17 protein-coding genes and 1 riboswitch are annotated in these 19,670 nt (G+C 65.6%); of the genes, 7 read left to right on the top strand and 10 right to left on the bottom strand.

The genetic code is table 11. The features are described 5' to 3' along the window. Nucleotides 1-83 precede the first annotated feature (83 nt). The 3 genes from LQK81_RS06680 to LQK81_RS06670 form a co-directional block, all read right to left on the bottom strand. Nucleotides 84-1,406 carry a TRAP transporter large permease gene (locus tag LQK81_RS06680; RefSeq protein WP_230804676.1) on the bottom strand — a complete coding sequence of 441 codons (1,323 nt, stop codon included), beginning with the start codon at nt 1,404-1,406 and terminating at the stop codon, nt 84-86. Next, nucleotides 1,403-1,912, bottom strand: coding sequence for a TRAP transporter small permease subunit (locus LQK81_RS06675; RefSeq protein ID WP_230804674.1), 510 nt, complete (start codon nt 1,910-1,912; stop codon nt 1,403-1,405). The genes LQK81_RS06680 and LQK81_RS06675 overlap by 4 nt, the downstream gene beginning before the upstream one ends. A gap of 139 nt (nt 1,913-2,051) precedes the next feature. After that, nucleotides 2,052-2,816 carry an N-formylglutamate amidohydrolase gene (locus LQK81_RS06670; RefSeq protein WP_230804672.1) on the bottom strand — a complete coding sequence of 255 codons (765 nt, stop codon included), beginning with the start codon at nt 2,814-2,816 and terminating at the stop codon, nt 2,052-2,054. Between the two features lie 179 nt (nt 2,817-2,995). Here LQK81_RS06670 and LQK81_RS06665 point away from each other — a divergent pair, with 179 nt between their 5' ends. The 6 genes from LQK81_RS06665 to LQK81_RS06640 all read left to right on the top strand — a co-directional run bounded on the left by LQK81_RS06665 (nt 2,996) and on the right by LQK81_RS06640 (nt 8,952). Continuing rightward, nucleotides 2,996-3,868, top strand: a complete 873-nt coding sequence (locus LQK81_RS06665) for a MurR/RpiR family transcriptional regulator (RefSeq protein ID WP_230805604.1) — start codon at nt 2,996-2,998, stop codon at nt 3,866-3,868. A 124-nt stretch (nt 3,869-3,992) separates the two neighbouring features. Beyond that, the gene (locus tag LQK81_RS06660) at nt 3,993-5,096 is read left to right on the top strand and encodes an ABC transporter substrate-binding protein (protein ID WP_269064728.1); all 1,104 of its coding nucleotides are present in this window, start codon (nt 3,993-3,995) and stop codon (nt 5,094-5,096) included. Between the two features lie 295 nt (nt 5,097-5,391). Next, entirely contained in the window at nt 5,392-6,261 is an 870-nt protein-coding gene (locus tag LQK81_RS06655) for an ABC transporter permease (RefSeq protein WP_230804669.1), read from the top strand. Then, a complete protein-coding gene (locus tag LQK81_RS06650; protein WP_230804668.1) occupies nt 6,258-7,046 on the top strand; it encodes an ABC transporter permease in 789 nt (262 codons plus the stop codon). The genes LQK81_RS06655 and LQK81_RS06650 overlap by 4 nt, the downstream gene beginning before the upstream one ends. Nucleotides 7,047-7,059: 13 nt before the next feature. Next, entirely contained in the window at nt 7,060-8,121 is a 1,062-nt protein-coding gene (locus tag LQK81_RS06645) for an ABC transporter ATP-binding protein (RefSeq protein WP_230804667.1), read from the top strand. Nucleotides 8,122-8,233: 112 nt separating this feature from the next. After that, nucleotides 8,234-8,384: riboswitch (FMN riboswitch) on the top strand. 91 nt (nt 8,385-8,475) lie between these two features. Beyond that, nucleotides 8,476-8,952 (top strand): 6,7-dimethyl-8-ribityllumazine synthase, encoded by a 477-nt coding sequence (locus LQK81_RS06640; RefSeq protein ID WP_230804666.1) that lies wholly within the window; start codon nt 8,476-8,478, stop codon nt 8,950-8,952. A 163-nt stretch (nt 8,953-9,115) separates the two neighbouring features. On the opposite strand, the gene LQK81_RS06635 is transcribed toward LQK81_RS06640, so the two are convergent. From LQK81_RS06635 to LQK81_RS06625, 3 genes are all read right to left on the bottom strand, one after another. After that, nucleotides 9,116-9,745, bottom strand: coding sequence for a hypothetical protein (locus LQK81_RS06635; protein ID WP_230804665.1), 630 nt, complete (start codon nt 9,743-9,745; stop codon nt 9,116-9,118). 28 nt (nt 9,746-9,773) lie between these two features. Next, on the bottom strand, nt 9,774-11,180 hold the full coding sequence (locus LQK81_RS06630; RefSeq protein WP_230804664.1) for a selenium-binding family protein: 1,407 nt from the start codon (nt 11,178-11,180) through the stop codon (nt 9,774-9,776). Between the two features lie 255 nt (nt 11,181-11,435). Beyond that, on the bottom strand, nt 11,436-12,146 hold the full coding sequence (locus tag LQK81_RS06625; RefSeq protein WP_230804663.1) for an LssY C-terminal domain-containing protein: 711 nt from the start codon (nt 12,144-12,146) through the stop codon (nt 11,436-11,438). A 271-nt stretch (nt 12,147-12,417) separates the two neighbouring features. On the opposite strand from LQK81_RS06625, the gene LQK81_RS06620 reads away from it, so the two are divergent. Continuing rightward, nucleotides 12,418-13,908, top strand: a complete 1,491-nt coding sequence (locus tag LQK81_RS06620) for a DUF1254 domain-containing protein (RefSeq protein WP_230804661.1) — start codon at nt 12,418-12,420, stop codon at nt 13,906-13,908. Nucleotides 13,909-13,963: 55 nt separating this feature from the next. On the opposite strand, the gene LQK81_RS06615 is transcribed toward LQK81_RS06620, so the two are convergent. The 4 genes from LQK81_RS06615 to LQK81_RS06600 form a co-directional block, all read right to left on the bottom strand. Next, nucleotides 13,964-15,625, bottom strand: a complete 1,662-nt coding sequence (locus LQK81_RS06615; protein ID WP_230804659.1) for a urocanate hydratase — start codon at nt 15,623-15,625, stop codon at nt 13,964-13,966. Nucleotides 15,626-15,867: 242 nt separating this feature from the next. Next, entirely contained in the window at nt 15,868-16,968 is a 1,101-nt protein-coding gene (locus LQK81_RS06610; protein WP_230804657.1) for a DUF917 domain-containing protein, read from the bottom strand. Beyond that, entirely contained in the window at nt 16,968-18,278 is a 1,311-nt protein-coding gene (locus tag LQK81_RS06605; RefSeq protein WP_230804655.1) for a Zn-dependent hydrolase, read from the bottom strand. The genes LQK81_RS06610 and LQK81_RS06605 overlap by 1 nt, the downstream gene beginning before the upstream one ends. Next, nucleotides 18,275-19,657: a dihydroorotase gene (locus LQK81_RS06600; RefSeq protein ID WP_230804653.1), complete on the bottom strand. Its 1,383-nt coding sequence runs from the start codon at nt 19,655-19,657 to the stop codon at nt 18,275-18,277. Before LQK81_RS06600 ends, LQK81_RS06605 begins: the two co-directional genes overlap by 4 nt. Between the last annotated feature and the right edge of the window lie 13 nt (nt 19,658-19,670).

Here is a 19,670-nt window from a genome sequence, read left to right as displayed (position 1 = left end):
CCCGGTCGGTCAATTGTCTTTTCTTCTGTCGGCCTCGTTTCGTCCGGCAAAATCCCGGTGGCCTCCGCCGCCGGGAGATCCGGTCATTTGGTGTAGTAGGTGTTCGGCAGCCACGTCGCGACCTCCGGGAACACGCCGATGATGATCAGGCTCGCCAGCATGATGCCGACGAAAGGCCAGATCGACTTGTAGATGTCGGTCATGCCGATGCCGGGCGGCGCCATGGCGCGCATCATGAACAGGTTGTAGCCGAACGGCGGGGTGATGTAGGCGATCTGGCAGGTGATCGTGTAGAGCACGCCGTACCAGACGAGGTCGAAGCCCAGCTTCTGCACCAGCGGGATGTAGAGCGGCGCCACGATGACGAGCATCGCCGTGTCGTCGAGGAACATCCCCATGACCAGGAACGAGACCTGCATCAGCACCAGCACCTGCCACGGCTCCAGCCCGAGGTCGCCGAGGAAGAAGCGCTCGATCGACTTCACCGCGCCGAGACCGTCGAAGACGGCGCCGAAGCAGAGCGAGGCGATCAGGATCCACATGAACATGCAGGTGATGCCGAGCGTCTTCTGCAGGACGTCGTTCCAGAGTTTCGCGCTGAGACGGCCGCGCTGCCAGGCGACGAGCGCCGAGGAGATCGCGCCGACCGCCGAGGCTTCCACGAGGCTGGCGATGCCACTGAGGAACAGCCACATCATCAGCGTGAAGATGCCGAGCGGCAGGAGGCCGGCCGTCAGCAGCTTCAGTTTCTCGGCCAGCGGCACGGTGCGCTCTTCCGCCGGCAGGGGCGGACCGAGCGACGGATTGAGGCGGCAGCGCATATAGACGTAGATCGCCATCAGCAACGCCATCAGGAGGCCCGGGAACACGCCGGCGAGCCAGAGCTGACCGACCGGGACGCGAGCGATCATGCCGTAGAGCACGAGCACGATGCTCGGCGGGATCAGGATGCCGAGCGTCGATCCTCCCTGGACGACGCCGGTCGTCATCACCTTGTCGTAGCCGCGGCGCAGGAGTTCGGGCAGCGCGATGGTGGCACCGATCGCCATGCCGGCGACCGAAAGCCCGTTCATGGCGGAAATGATGACCATGAGCCCGATCGTACCCAGCGCGAGGCCGCCGTTGATCGGCCCCATCCAGACGTGGAACGCCTTGTAGAGGTCTTCCGCGATGCCCGATTCCGAAAGCATGTAGCCCATGAAGACGAACATCGGCACCGTCAGCATCGGGTACCACTTGACGAGCTTCATGGCCGAGGCGAAGCCCATTTCCGAACCGCCCGTGCCCCACAGCAGGAAGGCCGAAATGACGCCGACGAACCCGATGACGGCAAAGACCCGCTGCCCGGTGAGCAGCAGCACCATCATCGCGGAAAACATCATGATTGCGATGAACTCGTAACTCATGCGATCGGCCTTCCCCGCAACTCGGCGATATCCTTGAAGAGCGAAGAGGTGGCCTGCGCCAGCATCATCAAGATGCCGAACGTCATGATGATCTTGATCGGCGCCATGTAGGGCGCCCAGGCGGTAAAGCTCTTTTCCTTGAACTGGATGGCATAGGTCGTGCTGGTGATGCCTCCGTAGAGCATGAAGCCGAGGAAGACGATCAGCGCGATCGCCGTCACGAGATCGAACGCCGCCCGCCTGGCGGGTGACCAGTTGCCGTAGAACAGGTCCATGCGGACATGGTCGTCGGTCTGCATCGCAAACGCGCCGCCCAGCATGTAGTAGGCAGCCATGGTGAACTGCGCCGATTCCAGCGTCCAGCTGGCCGGCAGGTGGAAGGCCTTGGACACCGAGGAATAGAGCAGGATCGCGAACATCGCGAAAATGAGATACATCGCGAAGAGGCCGACGCGCCTGTTGAAGCGGTCGACCGCGCGGACATAGGCCTTGACGAACTCAGGCATCACCCGGCCTCCCGGCGCCGGATGCATTCAATTGCCGAACGACCCTCCCGGCATAGCAACGAACCCATATGACATCTCTTTCTTCTTCACGGTTGTGTCCTTGTCTCCGCGGACGTGCCGTCCCCTGGGATCTTTCTTGTCAGCTTGCGCCGGGCAGGCTCTCCAGGAGCAGCCCGGTCAGATAGTCGGCCACGACCCCTTGGCCGGCTTCGTCCCTGACGAGATCGTTGCGGATCTCGATCATCACGTTGAGCAGACCGTTGGCGAGGCCGTGCTCCTTGAGCGTATGCGTCACGCCGTCCTCCGGCCCGTAGGGCTCGTTCCGGCGCACGTCGTAGAGGCTGGTGCCGCCTGCGGCGGCCGCGAGCACGGCGTCGGCGAGCCGGCTGTCGCTGTCATGGAGAATGCCGATTTCCACGGCCCGCGGCTTGCCGAAATAGACCGGCGTGAAACTGTGGACCGTCACGATCACCGGCGCCCTGCCCTCGGCGAGGCGCCGGCGCACAAGGTCCGCGATGCGGTCCCGAAAGGGAAAATAGAGCGTCTGCGCCCGCTCCAGGCGCGCCTCCGGCGAGAGCGCGGCATTGCCCGGCACCGGATAGACCTCGCTCGTTTCCGGCATCGCGCCCGGCGAATCCGGCGGCCGGTTGCAGTCGTAGACCAGGCGGGAGAAACGTTGATGGACCAGGGTCGCGTCGAGACTTTTCGCCATCATGCGCGAGACCGCGAGCGCGCCCGGGTCCCAGGCGATATGGCTCTCGAGCGCCTCGGTCGAAAGCCCGAGCGTGCCGAAATGCTCTGGTATCCGCCGCGAGGCATGCTCGCAGACCAGGATGAACCGGCTGCGGCCTTCGGCGTTCTCGACGGCGACCGGATCGCCTTCCTGTGCGTTCAAGATTCCCATGCAGCCGGTCCCCTCGATCGGCCAGTGTTTTCTTGATGAAGAGAATTCTTCACCTATCCCACCATGTCAACAGGGAATGAAATTTTCTCTTCAAAAAATCATTTGACTCGAAATATGACAGCGATGTTTAATTTTCTTCAAGGCCGCCACAGAGCGGCAGACAGGGGAAGAGTTTGACGTTGAATCAGGCGACCACCACGGTGTCGGACGTGATCAACGCCCATTTCGACGCACTCACGCGCGCCGAAAAGCAGCTGGCGGCATCACTTCTCGACAACTATCCCGTATCCGGCCTCGGCAGCATCACGACGGTCGCCGAGAACGCCGGCGTGTCGACGCCGACCGTCGCGCGCATGGTCCAGAAGCTCGGCTATCGCGGCTTCCCTGATTTCCAGTCGCACCTGCACCATGAACTGGAAGCGACGCTCTCCAACCCGATCGCCAAGCACGACCGCTGGGCGGCCAACGCGCCGGGCACGCATATCCTCAACCGCTTCGCCGACGCCATCATGAACAACCTGCGCCAGACCCTGTCGCAGGTCGAGATCGCCGACTTCGACGGCGCCGCCGCGCTGATCGCCAACCGCAAGCGCAACATCTATCTCGTCGGCGGCCGCATCACCAAGGCGCTGGCGGACTATCTCTTCACCCACCTGCAGGTCATCCGGCCGAACGTCACGCAGCTCGCCTCCAATCCCAGTTCCTGGCCGCAATACGTCCTGAACATGAAGGCAGGCGACGTCATCGTCGTCTTCGACATCCGCCGTTACGAGCAGGAAATGGAGACCTTCTCCCGCGTCGCCCGCGCCCGCGGCGTGGAGATCGTGCTGTTCACCGATCAGTGGGCGTCGCCGATCGCCAAGCTCGCCACCCACACCTTCCGCATCCAGATCGAGGTGCCGTCCGCCTGGGATTCGTCCGTGGTCACGCTGTTTGCCGTGGAGGCGCTGATCGAGGCCGTGCAGAGCGCCAACTGGGGCGAGACGCGCGACCGGATGAAGTCGCTGGAAGACCTGTTCGAGGCAAGCCGGCTGTTCCGCAAGCCGCGGTGAATGCAACCGTATGGATAATGCCCGGGAAATCCGGAAAAGCATGTAAATACTGTCACATAAGCTTCATGCCGCACCAGTATCAGCTTCGCCGAAGCTGACTGACACACCAAAGGAGAAACCCGTGATGTCACGCACCCGCCGCCTGCTCTCGCTCACCACGGCCATTTTCGTGGCCACCACGGCGGTTGCCGCCGCCGAGCCGAGCGCCGAGCTCGTCGAAGCCGCCAAGAAGGAAGGCAAGCTGACCACGATCGCCCTGCCCCACAGCTGGTGCGGCTATGGCGACATCATTGCCGGCTTCAAGGCCAAGTATCCGGAAATCACGGTCAACGAACTGAACCCGGATGCCAGCTCCGGCGACGAGATCGAGGCCATCAAGGCCAACAAGGGCAACACCGGCGACCAGGCTCCCGACGTGATCGACGTCGGCCTGTCCTTCGGCCCGTCCTCCAAGGCCGAGGGCCTGATCCAAGCCTACAAGGTCGCGACCTGGGATTCGATCCCCGACAGCGCCAAGGACGCCGAGGGCTTCTGGTACGGCGACTATTACGGCGTTCTCGCCTTCGTCGTGAACACGGACATCATCAAGGACGTGCCGAAAGACTGGGCCGACCTGACCAAGGCCGACTACGCCAACGCCGTCGCACTCGCCGGCGATCCGCGCGGCTCCAACCAGGCCGTGCAGGCCGTCTATGCCGCCGGTCTCGGCAAGGGCGAGACGGATGCGACCAAGGCCGGCGAAGCCGGACTGGGTGTCTTCGCCGAGATCAACAAGGCCGGCAACTTCGTGCCCGTCATCGGCAAGTCCGCCTCGCTGGCCCAGGGCTCGACCCCGATCGTGGTCGCCTGGGACTATAACGGCCTGTCCTGGCGCGACACGCTGAACGGCAACCCGCCGCTCGAGGTCGTCGTTCCCGAGACCGGCGTCGTCGCCGGCGTCTACGTCCAGGCGATCTCCGCCCACGCGCCGCACCCGAACGCTGCCAAGCTCTGGATGGAGTACATCTACTCCGACGAAGGCCAGCTCGGCTACCTGAAGGGCTATTGCCACCCGATCCGCTTCAACGATCTCGTCAAGAACGGCAAGGTTCCGCAGGAGATGCTTGATCGCCTGCCGCCGGCAGCGGCTTACGAAAAGGCCATCTTCCCGACGCTCGAGGAGCAGGAAGCCGGCAAGACCGCGATCACCACCAAGTGGGACAGCGTCGTCGGCGCCAACGTCCAGTAAAACCGGACATGCGTGCCTCCCGTCATCTGACGGGAGGCACCGACCGCCTTCATTGCCCATCATGTCCGGACCCGTCTCGGACATCTGAAAACCGCGCCCGGCCTCTCAAGGTTTTGAGACGGGCTGGCAGATCCTCGGCACAGGACCGGGGATGTCGACGCGGGCGTTGGGGAGGCGCATCGGCGCCCAGCCTTTCGCGAAGGGCGCTCTTTCATCTGTACCTGCGCGGATTGCGTCCGTCGCATTTCTGTCTAAAGTCTTAGTTTCTCGCCATTTTCCGGACGTTGCCCGATCCATGAGCCATTCAGCCCTGATAGACCGCCGCACCGTCATCGATTGGCTCGGCATCGCGCCGTTCATGATCTTCGCGCTGCTGTTTTTGATCCTGCCGACGCTGTATCTCGTCACCGGCGCCTTCTTCAATCCGCAAGGCGAGTTCACCTTGAAGAACATCGCCGACCTGTTCTCCCCCAACATCCTCAGCGCCTACTGGATCAGCATCAGGGTCTCGTTCGCCTCCTCGCTCGGCGGCGCGGTGATCGGCTTCTTCCTGGCCTGGGCGATCGTCATGGGCGGCCTGCCGCGGCCGATCCGCTCGGGGCTCTTGACCTTTTCCGGGGTCGCCTCGAATTTCGCCGGCGTGCCCCTCGCCTTCGCCTTCATCGCCACCCTCGGCCGCACCGGCCTCGTCACCGTGCTGCTGCGCGACATGATCGGCTTCAACCTCTATTCGACCGGCTTCAACCTCCTGTCGTTCTTCGGCCTGACGATCACCTACATGTTCTTCCAGATCCCGCTGATGGTCTTGATCCTAACGCCGGCGCTGGACGGCATGAAGAAGGAATGGCGCGAGGCCTCCGAGATTCTCGGCGCCTCCACCTGGCAGTACTGGCGGATGATCGCGCTGCCGATCCTGTGGCCGAGCCTGCTCGGCACGACGCTCCTGCTCTTCGCCAATGCCTTCGGCGCGATCGCCACCGCCTACGCGCTGACCGGGTCGTCGCTGAACATCGTGCCGATCCTGCTCTACGCGCAGATCCGCGGCGACGTGCTGCACAACCCCAATCTCGGCTACGCGCTGGCGCTCGGCATGATCGTCATCACCGGGCTGTCCAACGTCCTCTACATCTGGCTGCGCTCCCGCGCCGAACGGTGGCAGAAATGAAGTCGACCCGCCTCCTCGCCTGGCTCGCGATCGCCATCGGCGCCATCTATTTCATCGTGCCGCTGATCGGCACCTTCGAATTCTCGCTGCGCATGCGCCGCGGCGAATATTCCTTCGACGCCTACCAGTCGGTCTTTTCCGACATCCAGTTCCGCACCACCTTCGGCTTCTCGATGCTGATGGCGCTGTTCACCATCATCTTCGGCATGCTGCTGGTGGTGCCGACGGCCTACTGGGTGCGCCTGCGCCTGCCGAAGATGCGGCCCGTCGTCGAGTTCATCACGCTTTTGCCGCTGGTCATCCCGGCGATCGTCATCGTCTTCGGCTACCTGCGGCTCTACAACTCGTCGTCCTTCCTGCCGCTGACCAACTCCACCTCCGGCACCAACATGCTGCTGGTGTTCTCCTACATGACGCTGTCGCTGCCCTATATGTACCGCGCCGTCGATACCGCCATGCGGATGATCGACGTCGGCACGCTGACCGAGGCCGCCGAAAGCCTCGGCGCCAGGTGGCCGACCATCCTGTTCCGCTGCATCTTTCCGAACGTCATGAGCGGTGTCCTGTCCGGCGCCTTCATCACCTTTGCCATCGTGATGGGCGAGTTCACCATGGCCTCGCTGCTCAACCGGCCGGCCTTCGGCCCCTATCTCCAGCTCGTCGGCGCCAACAAGGCCTATGAACCCTCCGCGCTCGCGATCATCGCCTTCGCGATCACCTGGCTCAGCATGGGCCTGCTGCAACTCGTCTCCCGCTTCCAGAAAACCGCGCCGGTCAAGGCCTGAGGACTCATTGCATATGTCGTTTCTTTCACTCAGCCATATCCAGAAGTCCTTCGGGACGGTGCAGGTCGTGCGCGATTTCAACATGGAGATCGAGAAGGGCGAGTTCGTCTCCTTCCTCGGCCCGTCCGGCTGCGGCAAGACGACGGTGCTGCGCATGATCGCCGGCTTCGAAACCCCGAGCGGCGGCACGATCACGGTGGCCGGCAAGAACCAGGCGGGGCTGAAGCCGAACCAGCGCAACATCGGCATGGTGTTCCAGGCCTATGCCCTCTTTCCCAACATGAACGTGGCCGACAACGTCGCCTTCGGCCTCAAGGTCGCCGGCCGCCCGAAGGAGGAGATCGACGCCCGTGTCAAGGAGATGCTGGGGCTGATCAAGCTGGAACATCTCGCCGACCGCTTCCCCTACCAGATGTCCGGCGGCCAGCAGCAGCGCGTGGCCCTCGCCCGCGCGCTCGCACCCAAGCCGCAGGTGCTGCTGCTCGACGAGCCGCTGTCGGCGCTCGACGCCAAGATCCGCGTCTCGCTGCGCGAGGAAATCCGCATGATCCAGCAGCAACTCGGCATCACCACCGTCTTCGTCACCCATGACCAGGAAGAGGCGCTGTCGATCTCCGACCGGATCGTGGTGATGAACGCCGGCTGCGCCGACCAGATCGGCACGCCGGCGGAGATCTACAACCGCCCCGCCACCCGTTTCGTCGCCTCCTTCGTCGGCACCCTCAACCTGATCGAGGCGAAGGTGCTCGATCCCGCCGCCAACCGCGTCGCGATCGGCGACCAGGGCGTGACGCTGCGCGAACCGCTGGGGGCGGTGAAGGCCGGCGACACCGTCTCACTGGCGCTGCGCCCCGAGGCAGGCTCGATCGCCGAAGGCGCCAAGGGCGATACCGCGCTTTCCGGCGAAGTGGTCAGCAGCAACTTCCTCGGCTCGGTGATCCGCACCCGCATGCGCGTCGGCCCCAGCGTCATTTCCTTCGACATGTTCAACAGCCCCGGCCTGGTGCCGCCGGCCGCCGGCGAAACGGTGACGCTGCGGTTCGTCGCCTCCGACCTGCTGGTGATCCGCGACTGATCCATCGGCCCGGGTACCGGCCCTGAGCATCGCTCCGGAAAAAATGTTTCCCTCAGCGCCTCGATTTGGCGCTTTCAGCATTTGCCCGCGCTGCTGCATTGCAATATCGTTGTCTTGTTCTCAGGGCGGGGCGGAATTCCCCACCGGCGGTATCGGGCTTCGCGCCCGGAGCCCGCGAGCGCCTTCGCCGCCCGGCGAAGGGTCAGCAGATCCGGTGCGATGCCGGAGCCGACGGTCGATAGTCCGGAAGAAAGAGAGCAAGCAGGGTTGCCCGGCGACAGGGCCGGCAGACCTGCGTGTTCGCCCAAGGGGATCATTGAAAAATGGCTCAACCCTTGAAAGGCCAAGACTGACATGAACATCTCCGCCAAACCTTCCGCCAGGATCGCCGTCATCCGCGCCCGCTGGCACGCCGGCATCGTCGACCGCTGCGTCGACAGCTTCGTGGCCGAATGGACGGCTCTCGGCGGTCGCGCCGAAGACGTCGACGTCATCGACGTTCCCGGCGCGCTCGAGATCCCGCTGCACGCCCAGCTTCTGGCCCGCACCGGCCGCTACGCGGCGATCCTCGGCGTCGCCTTCGTCGTCGACGGTGGCATCTACCGCCACGACTTCGTCGCCGGCACCGTGGTCGACGCGCTGGTGAAGGTCGGTCTCGACACCGACGTGCCGGTGCTCTCGGCCGTGCTGACGCCGCACAATTTCCAGGAGAGCGAGGCGCACATCGCCTTCTTCCGCGACCACTTCGTCGTCAAGGGCAAGGAAGCCGCCCGTGCGGCCTCGCAGATCATCGCCGCAAGGACGCAGGCGGCGCTGGCGACGGTTGCCTGAATCTCCGTCTCAACGGCCGGAATCAATCCGTCAGGAAGGGACCACAAGCCTTTGAAACAAAGAGGAAAGCCCGGCAACTGTGCCGGGCTTTTCTTCTGACAATGATGCCATGTCGGGATGGCGGCCTGTTTCGCGGGAGATGGCCGGCGGGCAGGAATGCGCCCTACACAAAGATCAGCATCAGCCCCGTCGCCGCCAGAACCAGCGTCCAGGCGAGATCGACATTGATCCAGCCGCTGCGCAGGATGCCGAGACCGACGAAGCGGTAGACGGCGAAGGCGGCGAGCGCGGTCGCAGCCAGCATCGCCGCGGTGTGGACGCCGACGGCCGCGAGTGCCGTCAACGCCGACCGGCCGGCATCGAGCCCGGCGAGCGGACCATCAGCGAGGCAGAGCGGCATCAGCGCCGGCAGCACCATCAGCCCCGCCCCGTGCACCGTCGCCATCAGGAACGACCAGGCGGCGAGCCCCAGAAGTCCCGTCGTCATGCCGATGCGCACGCGGCGCCGGTGCCCGTAGAGAGCGTGCGCGATCGCCCAGGCGACGAGCGCGCAGCCGGTGGCGATCCGCAGCCGGCCTTCGTCGACCGCAAGCCCGGCCGTGACCAGTGCGCCCGCCACCGCCGCCACGGAGGCCGCGTGCCCGATCGCAATCGCCGGCACCGCCCGTGCGACGGCTGCCCCGCTTTGGCGGTGCACCCCGAGCGCCACGGCGAACAGCCAGCCCATCGCCGGATTGAGGCCGTGGAAGGCGCCCAGTCCCACAAGCATCAGCCATGGCCACAACTCGCTCATGCCCGCCTCGCCCTCCAAGGACGCATCCTCACGGATAGCAGTAGGAATCCGACGAGCAATCGCCGCCCTGCAGGCGCACCTGGTGCGGCCGGTGCGATCTCGGCCATTCGACGAAGAATTTCTCGTCGAAGGCGATGCCGCCGTCCGGCCTGGCATCCAGCTTCACCATCCAGCCGTCGATGCCGTCCGGATAGAACTGCTCGTCGATCGCGCCGTAGAGCGAATTGGTGAAATAGACGCGCTTGCCGTCGCGGCTGATCTCCACCATCTGCGGCCCGCCGTTGAGCGCGCCGTTCTTCGCCCCCGGATGGCTCGCCCGCGAGACGATGCCGCCGATCCGCACCTTGCCCGTCTGCTTCGGCCTGAACGGGTCGGAGACGTCGAACTGCAACAGGTCCCCGGTGCCCCAGCAGGAGACGTACAGGAACCGGTCATCCATGGAGAGGTCGATGTCGGTGACGAGCGGCGGCACCGCCTTGAAACCCTTCAGCATCGGCGGCAAGAGGTCGGGATCGGCCGGCTCGGCCGGAATGTCGATCACCTTCGTCACCGCCCATTTGTCGCCGTCGCGGTGCCAGACCCAGATGGAGGAGGAAAGATCCTCCAGGCACAGCACCGTATTGACGAAACCATAGGCCCTGGTCGGATCATGGGCGGGGCGAAGCTCGAAGACGAGCTGGTACTTGTCGCCGAAATCGATCGTCTGCAGGTGCTTGCGCTTGTGCAGGTCCCAGAAATGCAGCCGCCTTCCGTATTTCACCCCCAGCAGGATCTCCGGCACCAGTCCGTTCTCGAACGTATCGGGCGTTCCCCATTCGCTGGTCACCAGCGTATCATGGCCGAGGTGCCACCAGACGTCGTAGGAGAGCTGCTGCGGTCCGCGGTCCATCTCCCAGCGGCCGCGCACCTCGAAGGTCTCGTGGTCCATCAGGAACACCCCGCCCGGTGCCTTGCCTTCCGCATTGCCTAGGGCCGCGACATAGATGCCCTCCGGTCCGCAATGAACAGTGTGCGGGCGCGTATAGCCGGCCCGCTCGGCCACCGCGGCAGGCTCGACCACCTTCGCCATCGAGGGACGACGGGGGTCCGGCTTCGTGTCGACGATATGGATGCGCGACGATTTCAGCCCGGGCACCAACAGATAGCGCCGCTCGGCATGCGGATGCGGCGCATTCGGGCAGAGGCAGGACGAGCAGGCGTTCCAGCCGAAATGATGCAGCTCGTCGCCGACATTCGGCATCGCCAGCGAATGGACGATCTGCCCGTAGCTGGGCGATTTCGGATCGACGTCGACGACGGCGAGCGCGTCCGGCACCGTCCGCGTCGGATCGAAGGCCGCGACATAGGCGAGCGTCTCCGGCTCGGCCTTCATCGCCATGCGCGGCGACGGATAGAAGCTCGGATCGGGTTTCCAGGTTCCAAGATGCGTTGCCATGTGAAGTGCTCCTGCGTTGCTGGACGACTTCAGATGTCTGTGCTTGCGGGCCGGCGACAGTCTCGCTGCCGGCGGAGGGGCGCAGATCGGGTCCTGCGACGGGAACGGCGGGACGCCGTTCGGCGGGCGACACACGGGCCGGCCGCCTTTCTTCCCCACCACGCAATTCTGTCAGATATCGGCCGGTCTGTGCAGCCCCATTCTGCCGGCGCCGCCGGCGATTGCGGGCATGTCCCGGACGAGGTCCTCGCGCCGCTACTTCGCCTCCGGCACGACCAGCACGCCCACCGTCGCCTTGCCGTCGGTGAAATAGCGGTCGCCGCCGCCGTTGCGGCCGTCCTGCGTCGGGCCGATGCCGTCGATCTCGTAGGTGGACGACAATTGTCCGGCGGTCTGCAGGTCGCCGATGACGAGGTTGCGCTCGGCGTCGATGTCGGGGCCGATATGATGGGTGATCTGGCCGGTGTCGTGGCTCAAGCCCACGCCGCGGTCGAAGCTGGCCGATCCCAGCCACAGCGGCCGTCCGTCCTCGCCCGTCTTTTCCGTCTGCCAGAAGCGCACATGGTTGCGCTGGTCGGCGCTGTGGCCGACCGGCTTTTCGAAGGCGAGGTCCTGCTTGCGGCCCTCGAACAGGAGCGGGCTCACCGGGGCGTCCAGATCCGGCCGGTCGAGCACGACGGAAAGGCCGATGTCGACGGAGGACCGCAGCGTGATCCTGTCGGCCGGATCCCAATGGGCGGCAGCGAAGCCGCGGATCACCTCTTCCTTGGTCCCGACGAGGCCGACATTGATCGGATCGCCCGGAATGTCGTCGTCGGTGACCGTGACCATGCTGCTGAGACTGCCGATCTTTTCGGAATCCCGGAAGATCCAGATCTCCGGCAGCACGAAATAGGCGACGAACAAGTAGAGCCCGACCAGCACCGTGATGCTGCCGACTGCCAGATGCGATTTCCTGCGGATCATCCTTCCCGTCCCCCTCTCCCACGCCGCTCACCGGAAGGGGCGGCAGCCGCCATGTGCCCTGAGGGCATGAGGCCGCGGTGGAGACTAGCACAGCACCGGCGGCATGGCAGCGGGGGCAACAAGGGAGACCGGCTTCCGCTCGAAGAGCCCGGCTTCAGTCATCCACCACGCCGTACCTTTGAAAAGAATCGAACTTGACGTTCGCCGTCAGGTGATTTTTCCCAAGTCTCCCCTAGATCCTTGCGCAGCGACGTTTCCCGGGGGACCGACGATGGCGAAATGGCATGCGAATGTTGCACTGGTCACATCCGCGTTGGCGGCGGCCGCACTCCTTCAAAGCCCGACCCATGCCCAGGACACGAAGGCCCCGCCGCTCGTCGAGCAGATCGGCAATGGAAAATGGCTTCCAAGGGAGGAGGCTGAATCTTTGCGCGACGAGCTTTTCTACCAGACTGCAATCCAGTCCTACATCCTGACGATCCCCATTCTGAACACCATCGGCATGCGTGACGGATCGGAGTCGACGTTCGGGAGCGGCTACAACGTTCTCCCGATCTGGAAGGACCGGATGGACAGCCGCACCTGGGTGCCCACGCCGAACGCCGATGTGATCTATTCGATGAGCTATCTGGACCTCAAGAAGGATGGTCCGCTCGTTGTCGCCGCTCCACCGAACGTCATCGGCATGTTCACCGATTTCCAGCAGCGTACGATCACCGACGTTGGTGCAGTCGGTCCGGATCGCGCTCGCGGCGGCCTCTATCTGCTCCTGCCCCCCGACTATGATGGCGAGGTCCCCGGCGGCTATTTCGCGTTCAGATCGGCAACCAACAATGTCTTCCTGTTCTTCCGCACCATCATGACGCAAGGCGAGAACGGACCTGATCCGGCACCCGCGGTCGCCAACGCCGAGCAGACGCGCGTCTATCCGCTCTGGACGCCGGAAAAGGATGTGAAGCCGATGGACTTCCCGAACGCCAGCGGCAAGCGCGTCAACATGATGTACCCGACCGACAGCACCTATTGGACCAAGCTTAAGGCCTATGTCGACTACGAGCCCGTCGCTGCGATCGATCCGGTGACGCGCGGGATGCTCGCTGCCGTGGGCATCGTCAAGAACCAACCATTCGAACCGACCGAAAAGCAGCAGGAGCTTCTGCAAAAGGCGGTCACCACCGCGCCAAGGATGATCATGGCAGCGCGCCAGCTCGGTCGCGCCGACAAGCGCAACCTCTACTACAAGGACCGCCAATACGAAAACACGTGGGCAGGCGGGACCGCGGAGTGGAACCAGGGAACCTATCTGGACATCCTGCAGCGGGCCTCGTTCTTCCAGATCGCGTATTCATCGGCACCAGCCATGGTCATGCACACGATCGGCGCCGGTTCCAAATACCCCTTCACGGTCCGGGATCGCGATGGCGATTTTCTGGACGGCTCGAAACGCTACAAGCTGCACCTGCCCCCAAATCCGCCAGCCTCGCTCTTTTGGGCCGTGACCGCCTACAACATTACCGACGGGACGATGCCCGAGACGGAGCAGTTGCTGCCGTCGATCAACGGCTTCAACAAGGTGACGACGAATGATGACGGCTCCATCGATCTTTATTTCGGCCCGAGCCTGCCGGACAACGTGGACAGGTCGAACTTCATCCAGACCGTTCCGGATCGCAATTTTCTCGCGACCGTGCGCCTCTACGGCACAGGTGCAGCGTTTTATGACCAGACGTGGAAGCCGGACGATCTGGTGAAAATGCCGTAACGATCCCGACGCTCCGGGTGTCGTAGCATCGAGGGTCGCCGACATCTGCCGACCTTCACCCCACGGGAACGTGCCCGATCCCTTTCGCCGCAATCTCGTCGAGGGACTCCTCGTACCCCGCGTCCGCATAGCGGATCACGCCGAGCGCCGTATCGTTGGTCAGCGCATGCTCCAGCCGCTCGGCCGCCGCGTCTGTGCCGTCAGCGATGACGGTGACGCCGCAGCTCGTCATGTAGCCGGCATAGCCGCCGCCGCCGGAATGGACGACGACGAGATCGGCCATCGACGATGACAGCAGCATGGCGTCGAGCAGCGGCCAGTCGGCGATAGCATCCGAACCGTCCTTCATCCGCTCGGTCATGATGTTGGGATGGGCCATGGCGCCGGCGTCGAGGTGGTCGCGGGAGAAGGCAACCGGCCCTTTCAGTTCACCGTCTTCCACCAGCCGGTTAACCGCCAGCGCCAGCTCGGTGCGCTCGCCATGGCCGAGCCAGGCGATCCGCGCCGGAAGCCCCTCGAAGGGGACGTTGTCGCGCGCCAGCCGGATCCAGTTGGTGACGATGCGGTTGTCCGGGAACATCGACAGCAGCAGGTCGTCGATACGGGCGATGTCGCTCTCCTCGCCCGATAGCGCCATCCAGCGAAACGGGCCGATCGCGCGGGCAAACAGCGGCCGCAGATAGGCTTCGGTGAAGATCGGGATGTCGAAGGCGTTCGATACCCCGCCCTCGCGCGCCTGGGTACGGATCAGGTTGCCGTTGTCGAACACCTCCGCACCCTTCCGCTGGAAATCCAGCATGGCGCCGACATGCTCGACGATCGAGGCGCGGCTGGCCGCCATCAGTTGCCCCTGCCCGTCCTCGCGCAGGGATCGCACCTGATCGATGCTCATCCCCTTCGGCACGTAGCCGTAGACGAGATCGTGCGCCGAGGTCTGGTCGGTGACGATATCAGGCACGATGCCGCGCCGCGCGATTTCCGGATAGACCTCCGCCGCGTTGCCGACCAGCCCGATCGAGGTGGCGCGCTTCTCCTTTACCGCCGCATCGATCATCGCGAGCGCCGTATCGAGATCGGGCGCCACGTGTTCCAGGTAACCGACTGCCTTGCGCTTCTCCGCCCGCTGCGGGTCGATGTCGACGCAGAGGATCGCAGCGCCCGCCATGCGGCCGGCGAGCGGCTGCGCCCCGCCCATGCCGCCGAGGCCCGCCGTCAGGATGAAGCGGCCGGCGAGCGAGCCTTCGAAGCGCTTCTCGGCGATACGCATGAAGATCTCGTAGGTGCCCTGGATCACGCCCTGGCTGCCGATATACTGCCAGGCGCCGGCCGTTAGCCCGCCCCAGCAGATCAGCCCCTTGCGCTGCAGTTCATAAAACACCTCCGCCTTCGCCCACTGGCCGACGATGTTGCAGTTGGCCATGATGACGAGCGGCGCCCTGGTATGTGTCCTGAGCAGCCCCACCGGCTTGCCCGACTGGATCAGCAGCGTCTGGTCCTCCTCCATCTCGCACAGCGCCCTGACGATCGCCCCGTGCGAGGCCCAGTTGCGCGCCGCCTTGCCGAGTGCGGCATAGACCACGAGATTGTCCGGATCCTCGCCGACCGAGAGCACGTTTTCCAGAAGCCGCAGCAACGCCTCCTGCCGCCAGCCCTTCGCGCGCAGCACCGGGCCGCCGGGGATGGGGAAGTTCGGATGGCGGGGATTGGGTGTGGGCATGGTGTATCCTCTCGACATGTGCTTCTGTTTTGCGCCGCGCCTGCCGCACGCTCCCTCTTCTCCCCTCGGGGAGAAGGTGGCCCGAAGGGCCGGATGAGGGGGGCTCCGCAGCCCCGTCCGCCGTCTCACTGCGGAGACACGCCCCGTCCCCCTCATCTGCCCTGACGGGCATCTTCTCCCCGAGGGGAGAAGAGAATTCGGTGCATCACGCCAACCCCGGCACCCGGCACGGAGCCTCCCCCTCAAGAGGAAGGTGAACCCAGCGCATACCGTGCCAACTCGATCCCCATCGCCTTCTCCACCGGCGGATAGACCGTCGGGTCCAGCACGCTCGACGCCAGCGGAATGACCGTCTTCGGCACATGCAGCACGAAGACCCGCATCCCGACCTCGAGCTGGCCGACGCTCAAGGGTTCGCCCTCCGGCGAGAGCGTCGTGATCACGTCCGGGAAGGTCGCAAGCCGCACGCCGCCGGCGGACGCCACCGCCATGTACTCGTTCATCACGTGCAGGATGACCGCGTTGTCGCCGCGACCGAGCGTCACCGTGCCGATGTCGAAGGCTTCCTTTGTGTAGGTAACCGACTTCTCCGTGATCGTCCCCACCGACAGGATCGCCCCGCCGGTGGTGGTGACGATCGCGTCGATCACCGCTGTCCCGCCGCGCGCCTCGGCCGCCAGGATCGCCTCGCCGAGCTTCAGCGCCAGCGAGATGCCGCCGAGGGCTGCGTTGGCGCGCACATAGGAGGCCCGGAGCGGATTGCGGCACGAGGCGATGAAGCCGCCGGACTGGTCGGCGGCGGTGCGCAGAACCGGCGAGACCTTGGCGGTCGCGCCGCGCACGACGAGCTCGATATAGCGGCTCTCCTCGCGGTTTCCGCCGGCCGCCGTCTGGATGACAGGTTCGGGCGAGCCGGCCATGCCGATCGATCCCATGTCGCCGGTGGGGTGCGCCCGCATGTCGCCGACCGCGTCCAGTACCTTGGTGCCGAGGATCGCCGACGGCAGCCAACCGTTCAGCGTCGACGACTTGCCGTTCTGGCCGACCATCAGCGCCGCCACCTTCTCGCCCAGCGCCTCCTGCAGCAGTTCGACCGCCCTGACGTAGTCGACGCCGCGCATCTCCCACGGCGTCGTCGAGGCCGGCGCGCCGATCGCGGCAGCGGTTGCCACCCAGTCGTCATCGGCGAGCTCGTCGATGCCGATCAGCTCCGGCCTTCCGATCGATACCGCGGCATGGCCGAGCATGCGGCCGTGATCGGCCCATCCGCCGCCGCCGGCGGCATAGACGGAGCCGCCACGCACGGCTGCCTCGACGTCTTTCTCCTTTAAAATCCGCCCCATCAGCCGCTCTCCTGAATCACATTGCGAGGTTCCTGGCCCGACGGATCATGATCCTGAAGGTCGCGGTCCAGCTGCATCACGGCGTGAAGAAGCACCGCCGCACCCATCGCGATGTCGTCGTTCTCCGCCCATTCCTCCGGCGCGTGGCTGCGCCCGTCGCGGCAGGGAACGAAGATCATCGCCGAACGCGTCGCCCGCGCCATCCAGGCGGTGTCGTGGCCCGCGCCGGACACCATGCGGCGGTTGCTGGCGCCTGCGGTGACGCAGGCCGCATCCAGCACGCCCACCAGCATCCGGTCGGCCGGCGTCGGCGGGTTGTCGGAGATGCGGCGCGGGGCGGCGATGGTCGTCTTCGTCTCGCGGGCGATCTCTCCGGCCAACTGGTCGAGCGAGTTGGCGAAGAGCTCCATCATCGTCCGTTCCTCGGCGCGCGCATCGATCAGAAGCCTCGCCCGCGAGGGAACGACATTGGCGGCATTCGGCTCGATCGAGAATTCGCCGACGGTGGCGGTGAAGTGGAAGCGGCCGCCGGCAAGGGATTTAGCCAGCGCCTCCACCCCCGTCACCAGCCGTGCCGCGGCGGCGAGCGCATCGACGCGGCCGCCCATCGGCGTCGTCCCCGCATGGTCCGCCCGCCCGTCCACCACGATCTCGATGCGCGTGATGCCGGCAATTGCGGTGACGACGCCGATGTCGAACTTCTCTTCCTCCAGCACCCGCCCCTGCTCGATGTGAAGCTCCATGAAGGCCCGGATGTCGGTGCGCGCGCCGGCTGCAAGCTGCGCCGGGTCGCCGCCTGCCTGCCGGATGCCATCGGCCAGCGTCAACTCCCCGCTCTGGCGCGAAAGCCACTCCTCCGGCAGGACGCCGGCCATGCCGCGGCTGCCGATGCAGGAGACGCCGAAGATCGACACTTCCTCGGCGAGGAAATCGACGATCTCCAGGTCGTGGTCGAGCGCGACGCCCCGATCGGCAAGCGACCGCGCCACCTCCAGCGCCGCCGCCACGCCGGCGATGCCGTCGAAGCGCCCGCCGTCGGGAACGGTGTCGGAATGCGAGCCGAGCATGATCGTGCCGAGCCCGGGAACCTTGCCCGGCCGCCGGCCGATCAGGTTGCCGCCGGCGTCGATGCGGGTCTCCAGCCCCGCCGCCTCGAAGCGCTCGCGCAGGAAACCGCGGCCGGCCGGATAGAGCGGCGAGAACGCCCGCCGCGTATAGGGCCGGCCCGGTTCGGTGATCGCCGCAAGCCCGTCGATCACGGCGGCGATCCGGGCCGGATCGACCGGCAGGTTGATGCCTGGCGCGCTCATTGTCCTGCCCCCCGTGTTACGCGTGTCGGCAGCGGCCGCACGAAGGCGCCGGTGCCCGGTTCGGCCAGCACCCGCCGGCCGTCGAAGGCGAGCTTCCCGCGCAGGAATGTGCCGGCCACCCGCCAGGGCAGCCGGATGCCGTTATAGGGCGACCAGCCGACAACGTTGTGGCCGCTTTCGGCGGCGTCGTAGGTCCAGGGCTCGGGCGTCAGCACGGTGATGTCGGCATCCTTGCCCGGTTCCAGCGCCCCCTTCACATGGTTGAGACGGAAATGCCGCGCCGGGTTCAGGCTCATCAGCTCGGCCGCGCGCGTCAGCGGGATGCCGCGCTCGAGCGCGCCCTTGACGAACAGCGGCACCATCACCTCCAGCCCCGGCACGCCCGACGCGTTCGCAAGCATGTCGGGATTGGTCTTGCGGTCTTCCGACCAGCTGACGTGATCGGTGGAGACCAGCGTGACGTTGCCCTCCGCCACGTGCCGCCACAGTTTCTCCACCTCGGCGCGCGGGCGGATCGGCGGGTTGATCTTCGCCTTGCCGCCGAGCCGGCGCACGTCGTTTTCCTCGTCCAGCGTGAGATAGTGGATGCAGCACTCGATCGTGGCGCGATGGCCCTGCGCGCGGTAGCTGGCCGCGATCTCGTAGCCGCGGCCGAGCGAGCAGTGGACGACATGGGCCGGGCAGCCGGTCGCAGCACCGGTCTCGTAGACCTGGTTCGTGGCGAGAAGCTCGGTCAGCGGCGGTCGCGACAGGCCGTGGGCGCGCCAGTCGATGATGCCGAGCGCCCGCACCTTGTCGATCGCCGCCCGCACCGCCTCGTCGTCCTCGTTGTGGACGCCGGCCGAAAGTCCGGTCGGCGCGATCGCGCGGAAGCAGTCTTCGAGCAGGGCGGCCGGGATGCGCGGAAAGCGCTTTGGATCGGTGCCGAAGGTGGAGAACTTGAAGGCGGCGACGCCCGCCTCGACCATCTCGCCGATGCGCGCCGGCCCCTCCTCCGGGTCGATCGTTCCATAGAGCGCGAAATCGACCCGCGCCTGCTTTTCCGCATGCGCGACCTTGCGTGCGACGGCCTCGGCCGAGCAGACGAGGTTGCCCTCGTCATAGGGCATGTCGACGATCGTGGTGACGCCGCCGGCGGCGGCCGAGCGCGTCGACCAGACGAAATCCTCCTGGTCCTTCTGCGACAGCGAATGCACCTGCGCGTCGATCGCGCCGGGCAGGATCAGGGCCCCCTTCAGGTCATGGCGCTCGCGGGCGGCCGGCATCGCCCCCTGCCCGACATGGACGACCTTGCCGTCGCGAACGGCCACATGGCCGCCCTCGACGATGCGGTCGGGCAGGACCACCGTTCCTTTTACCACCAGATCGAATTCGGCCATCGGCGTCCCCTCT

It is taken from the genome of Rhizobium sp. GN54, from assembly GCF_021026345.1.
Classification (GTDB): domain Bacteria; phylum Pseudomonadota; class Alphaproteobacteria; order Rhizobiales; family Rhizobiaceae; genus Mycoplana.
Note: the sequence above shows the minus strand (reverse complement) of the source record. Positions and strands in the feature narration are given on the sequence as shown.

Coding starts and splice junctions, on each gene's coding strand:
- LQK81_RS06640 (WP_230804666.1), top strand. CDS start 8,476: ATGAACATCTCCGCCAAACCTTCCGCCAGGATCGCCGTCATCCGCGCC.
- LQK81_RS06655 (WP_230804669.1), top strand. CDS start 5,392: ATGAGCCATTCAGCCCTGATAGACCGCCGCACCGTCATCGATTGGCTC.
- LQK81_RS06675 (WP_230804674.1), bottom strand. CDS start 1,912: ATGCCTGAGTTCGTCAAGGCCTATGTCCGCGCGGTCGACCGCTTCAAC.
- LQK81_RS06625 (WP_230804663.1), bottom strand. CDS start 12,146: ATGATCCGCAGGAAATCGCATCTGGCAGTCGGCAGCATCACGGTGCTG.
- LQK81_RS06670 (WP_230804672.1), bottom strand. CDS start 2,816: ATGGGAATCTTGAACGCACAGGAAGGCGATCCGGTCGCCGTCGAGAAC.
- LQK81_RS06660 (WP_269064728.1), top strand. CDS start 3,993: ATGTCACGCACCCGCCGCCTGCTCTCGCTCACCACGGCCATTTTCGTG.
- LQK81_RS06645 (WP_230804667.1), top strand. CDS start 7,060: ATGTCGTTTCTTTCACTCAGCCATATCCAGAAGTCCTTCGGGACGGTG.
- LQK81_RS06605 (WP_230804655.1), bottom strand. CDS start 18,278: ATGAGCGCGCCAGGCATCAACCTGCCGGTCGATCCGGCCCGGATCGCC.
- LQK81_RS06620 (WP_230804661.1), top strand. CDS start 12,418: ATGGCGAAATGGCATGCGAATGTTGCACTGGTCACATCCGCGTTGGCG.
- LQK81_RS06635 (WP_230804665.1), bottom strand. CDS start 9,745: ATGAGCGAGTTGTGGCCATGGCTGATGCTTGTGGGACTGGGCGCCTTC.
- LQK81_RS06630 (WP_230804664.1), bottom strand. CDS start 11,180: ATGGCAACGCATCTTGGAACCTGGAAACCCGATCCGAGCTTCTATCCG.
- LQK81_RS06680 (WP_230804676.1), bottom strand. CDS start 1,406: ATGAGTTACGAGTTCATCGCAATCATGATGTTTTCCGCGATGATGGTG.
- LQK81_RS06600 (WP_230804653.1), bottom strand. CDS start 19,657: ATGGCCGAATTCGATCTGGTGGTAAAAGGAACGGTGGTCCTGCCCGAC.
- LQK81_RS06650 (WP_230804668.1), top strand. CDS start 6,258: ATGAAGTCGACCCGCCTCCTCGCCTGGCTCGCGATCGCCATCGGCGCC.
- LQK81_RS06615 (WP_230804659.1), bottom strand. CDS start 15,625: ATGCCCACACCCAATCCCCGCCATCCGAACTTCCCCATCCCCGGCGGC.
- LQK81_RS06610 (WP_230804657.1), bottom strand. CDS start 16,968: ATGGGGCGGATTTTAAAGGAGAAAGACGTCGAGGCAGCCGTGCGTGGC.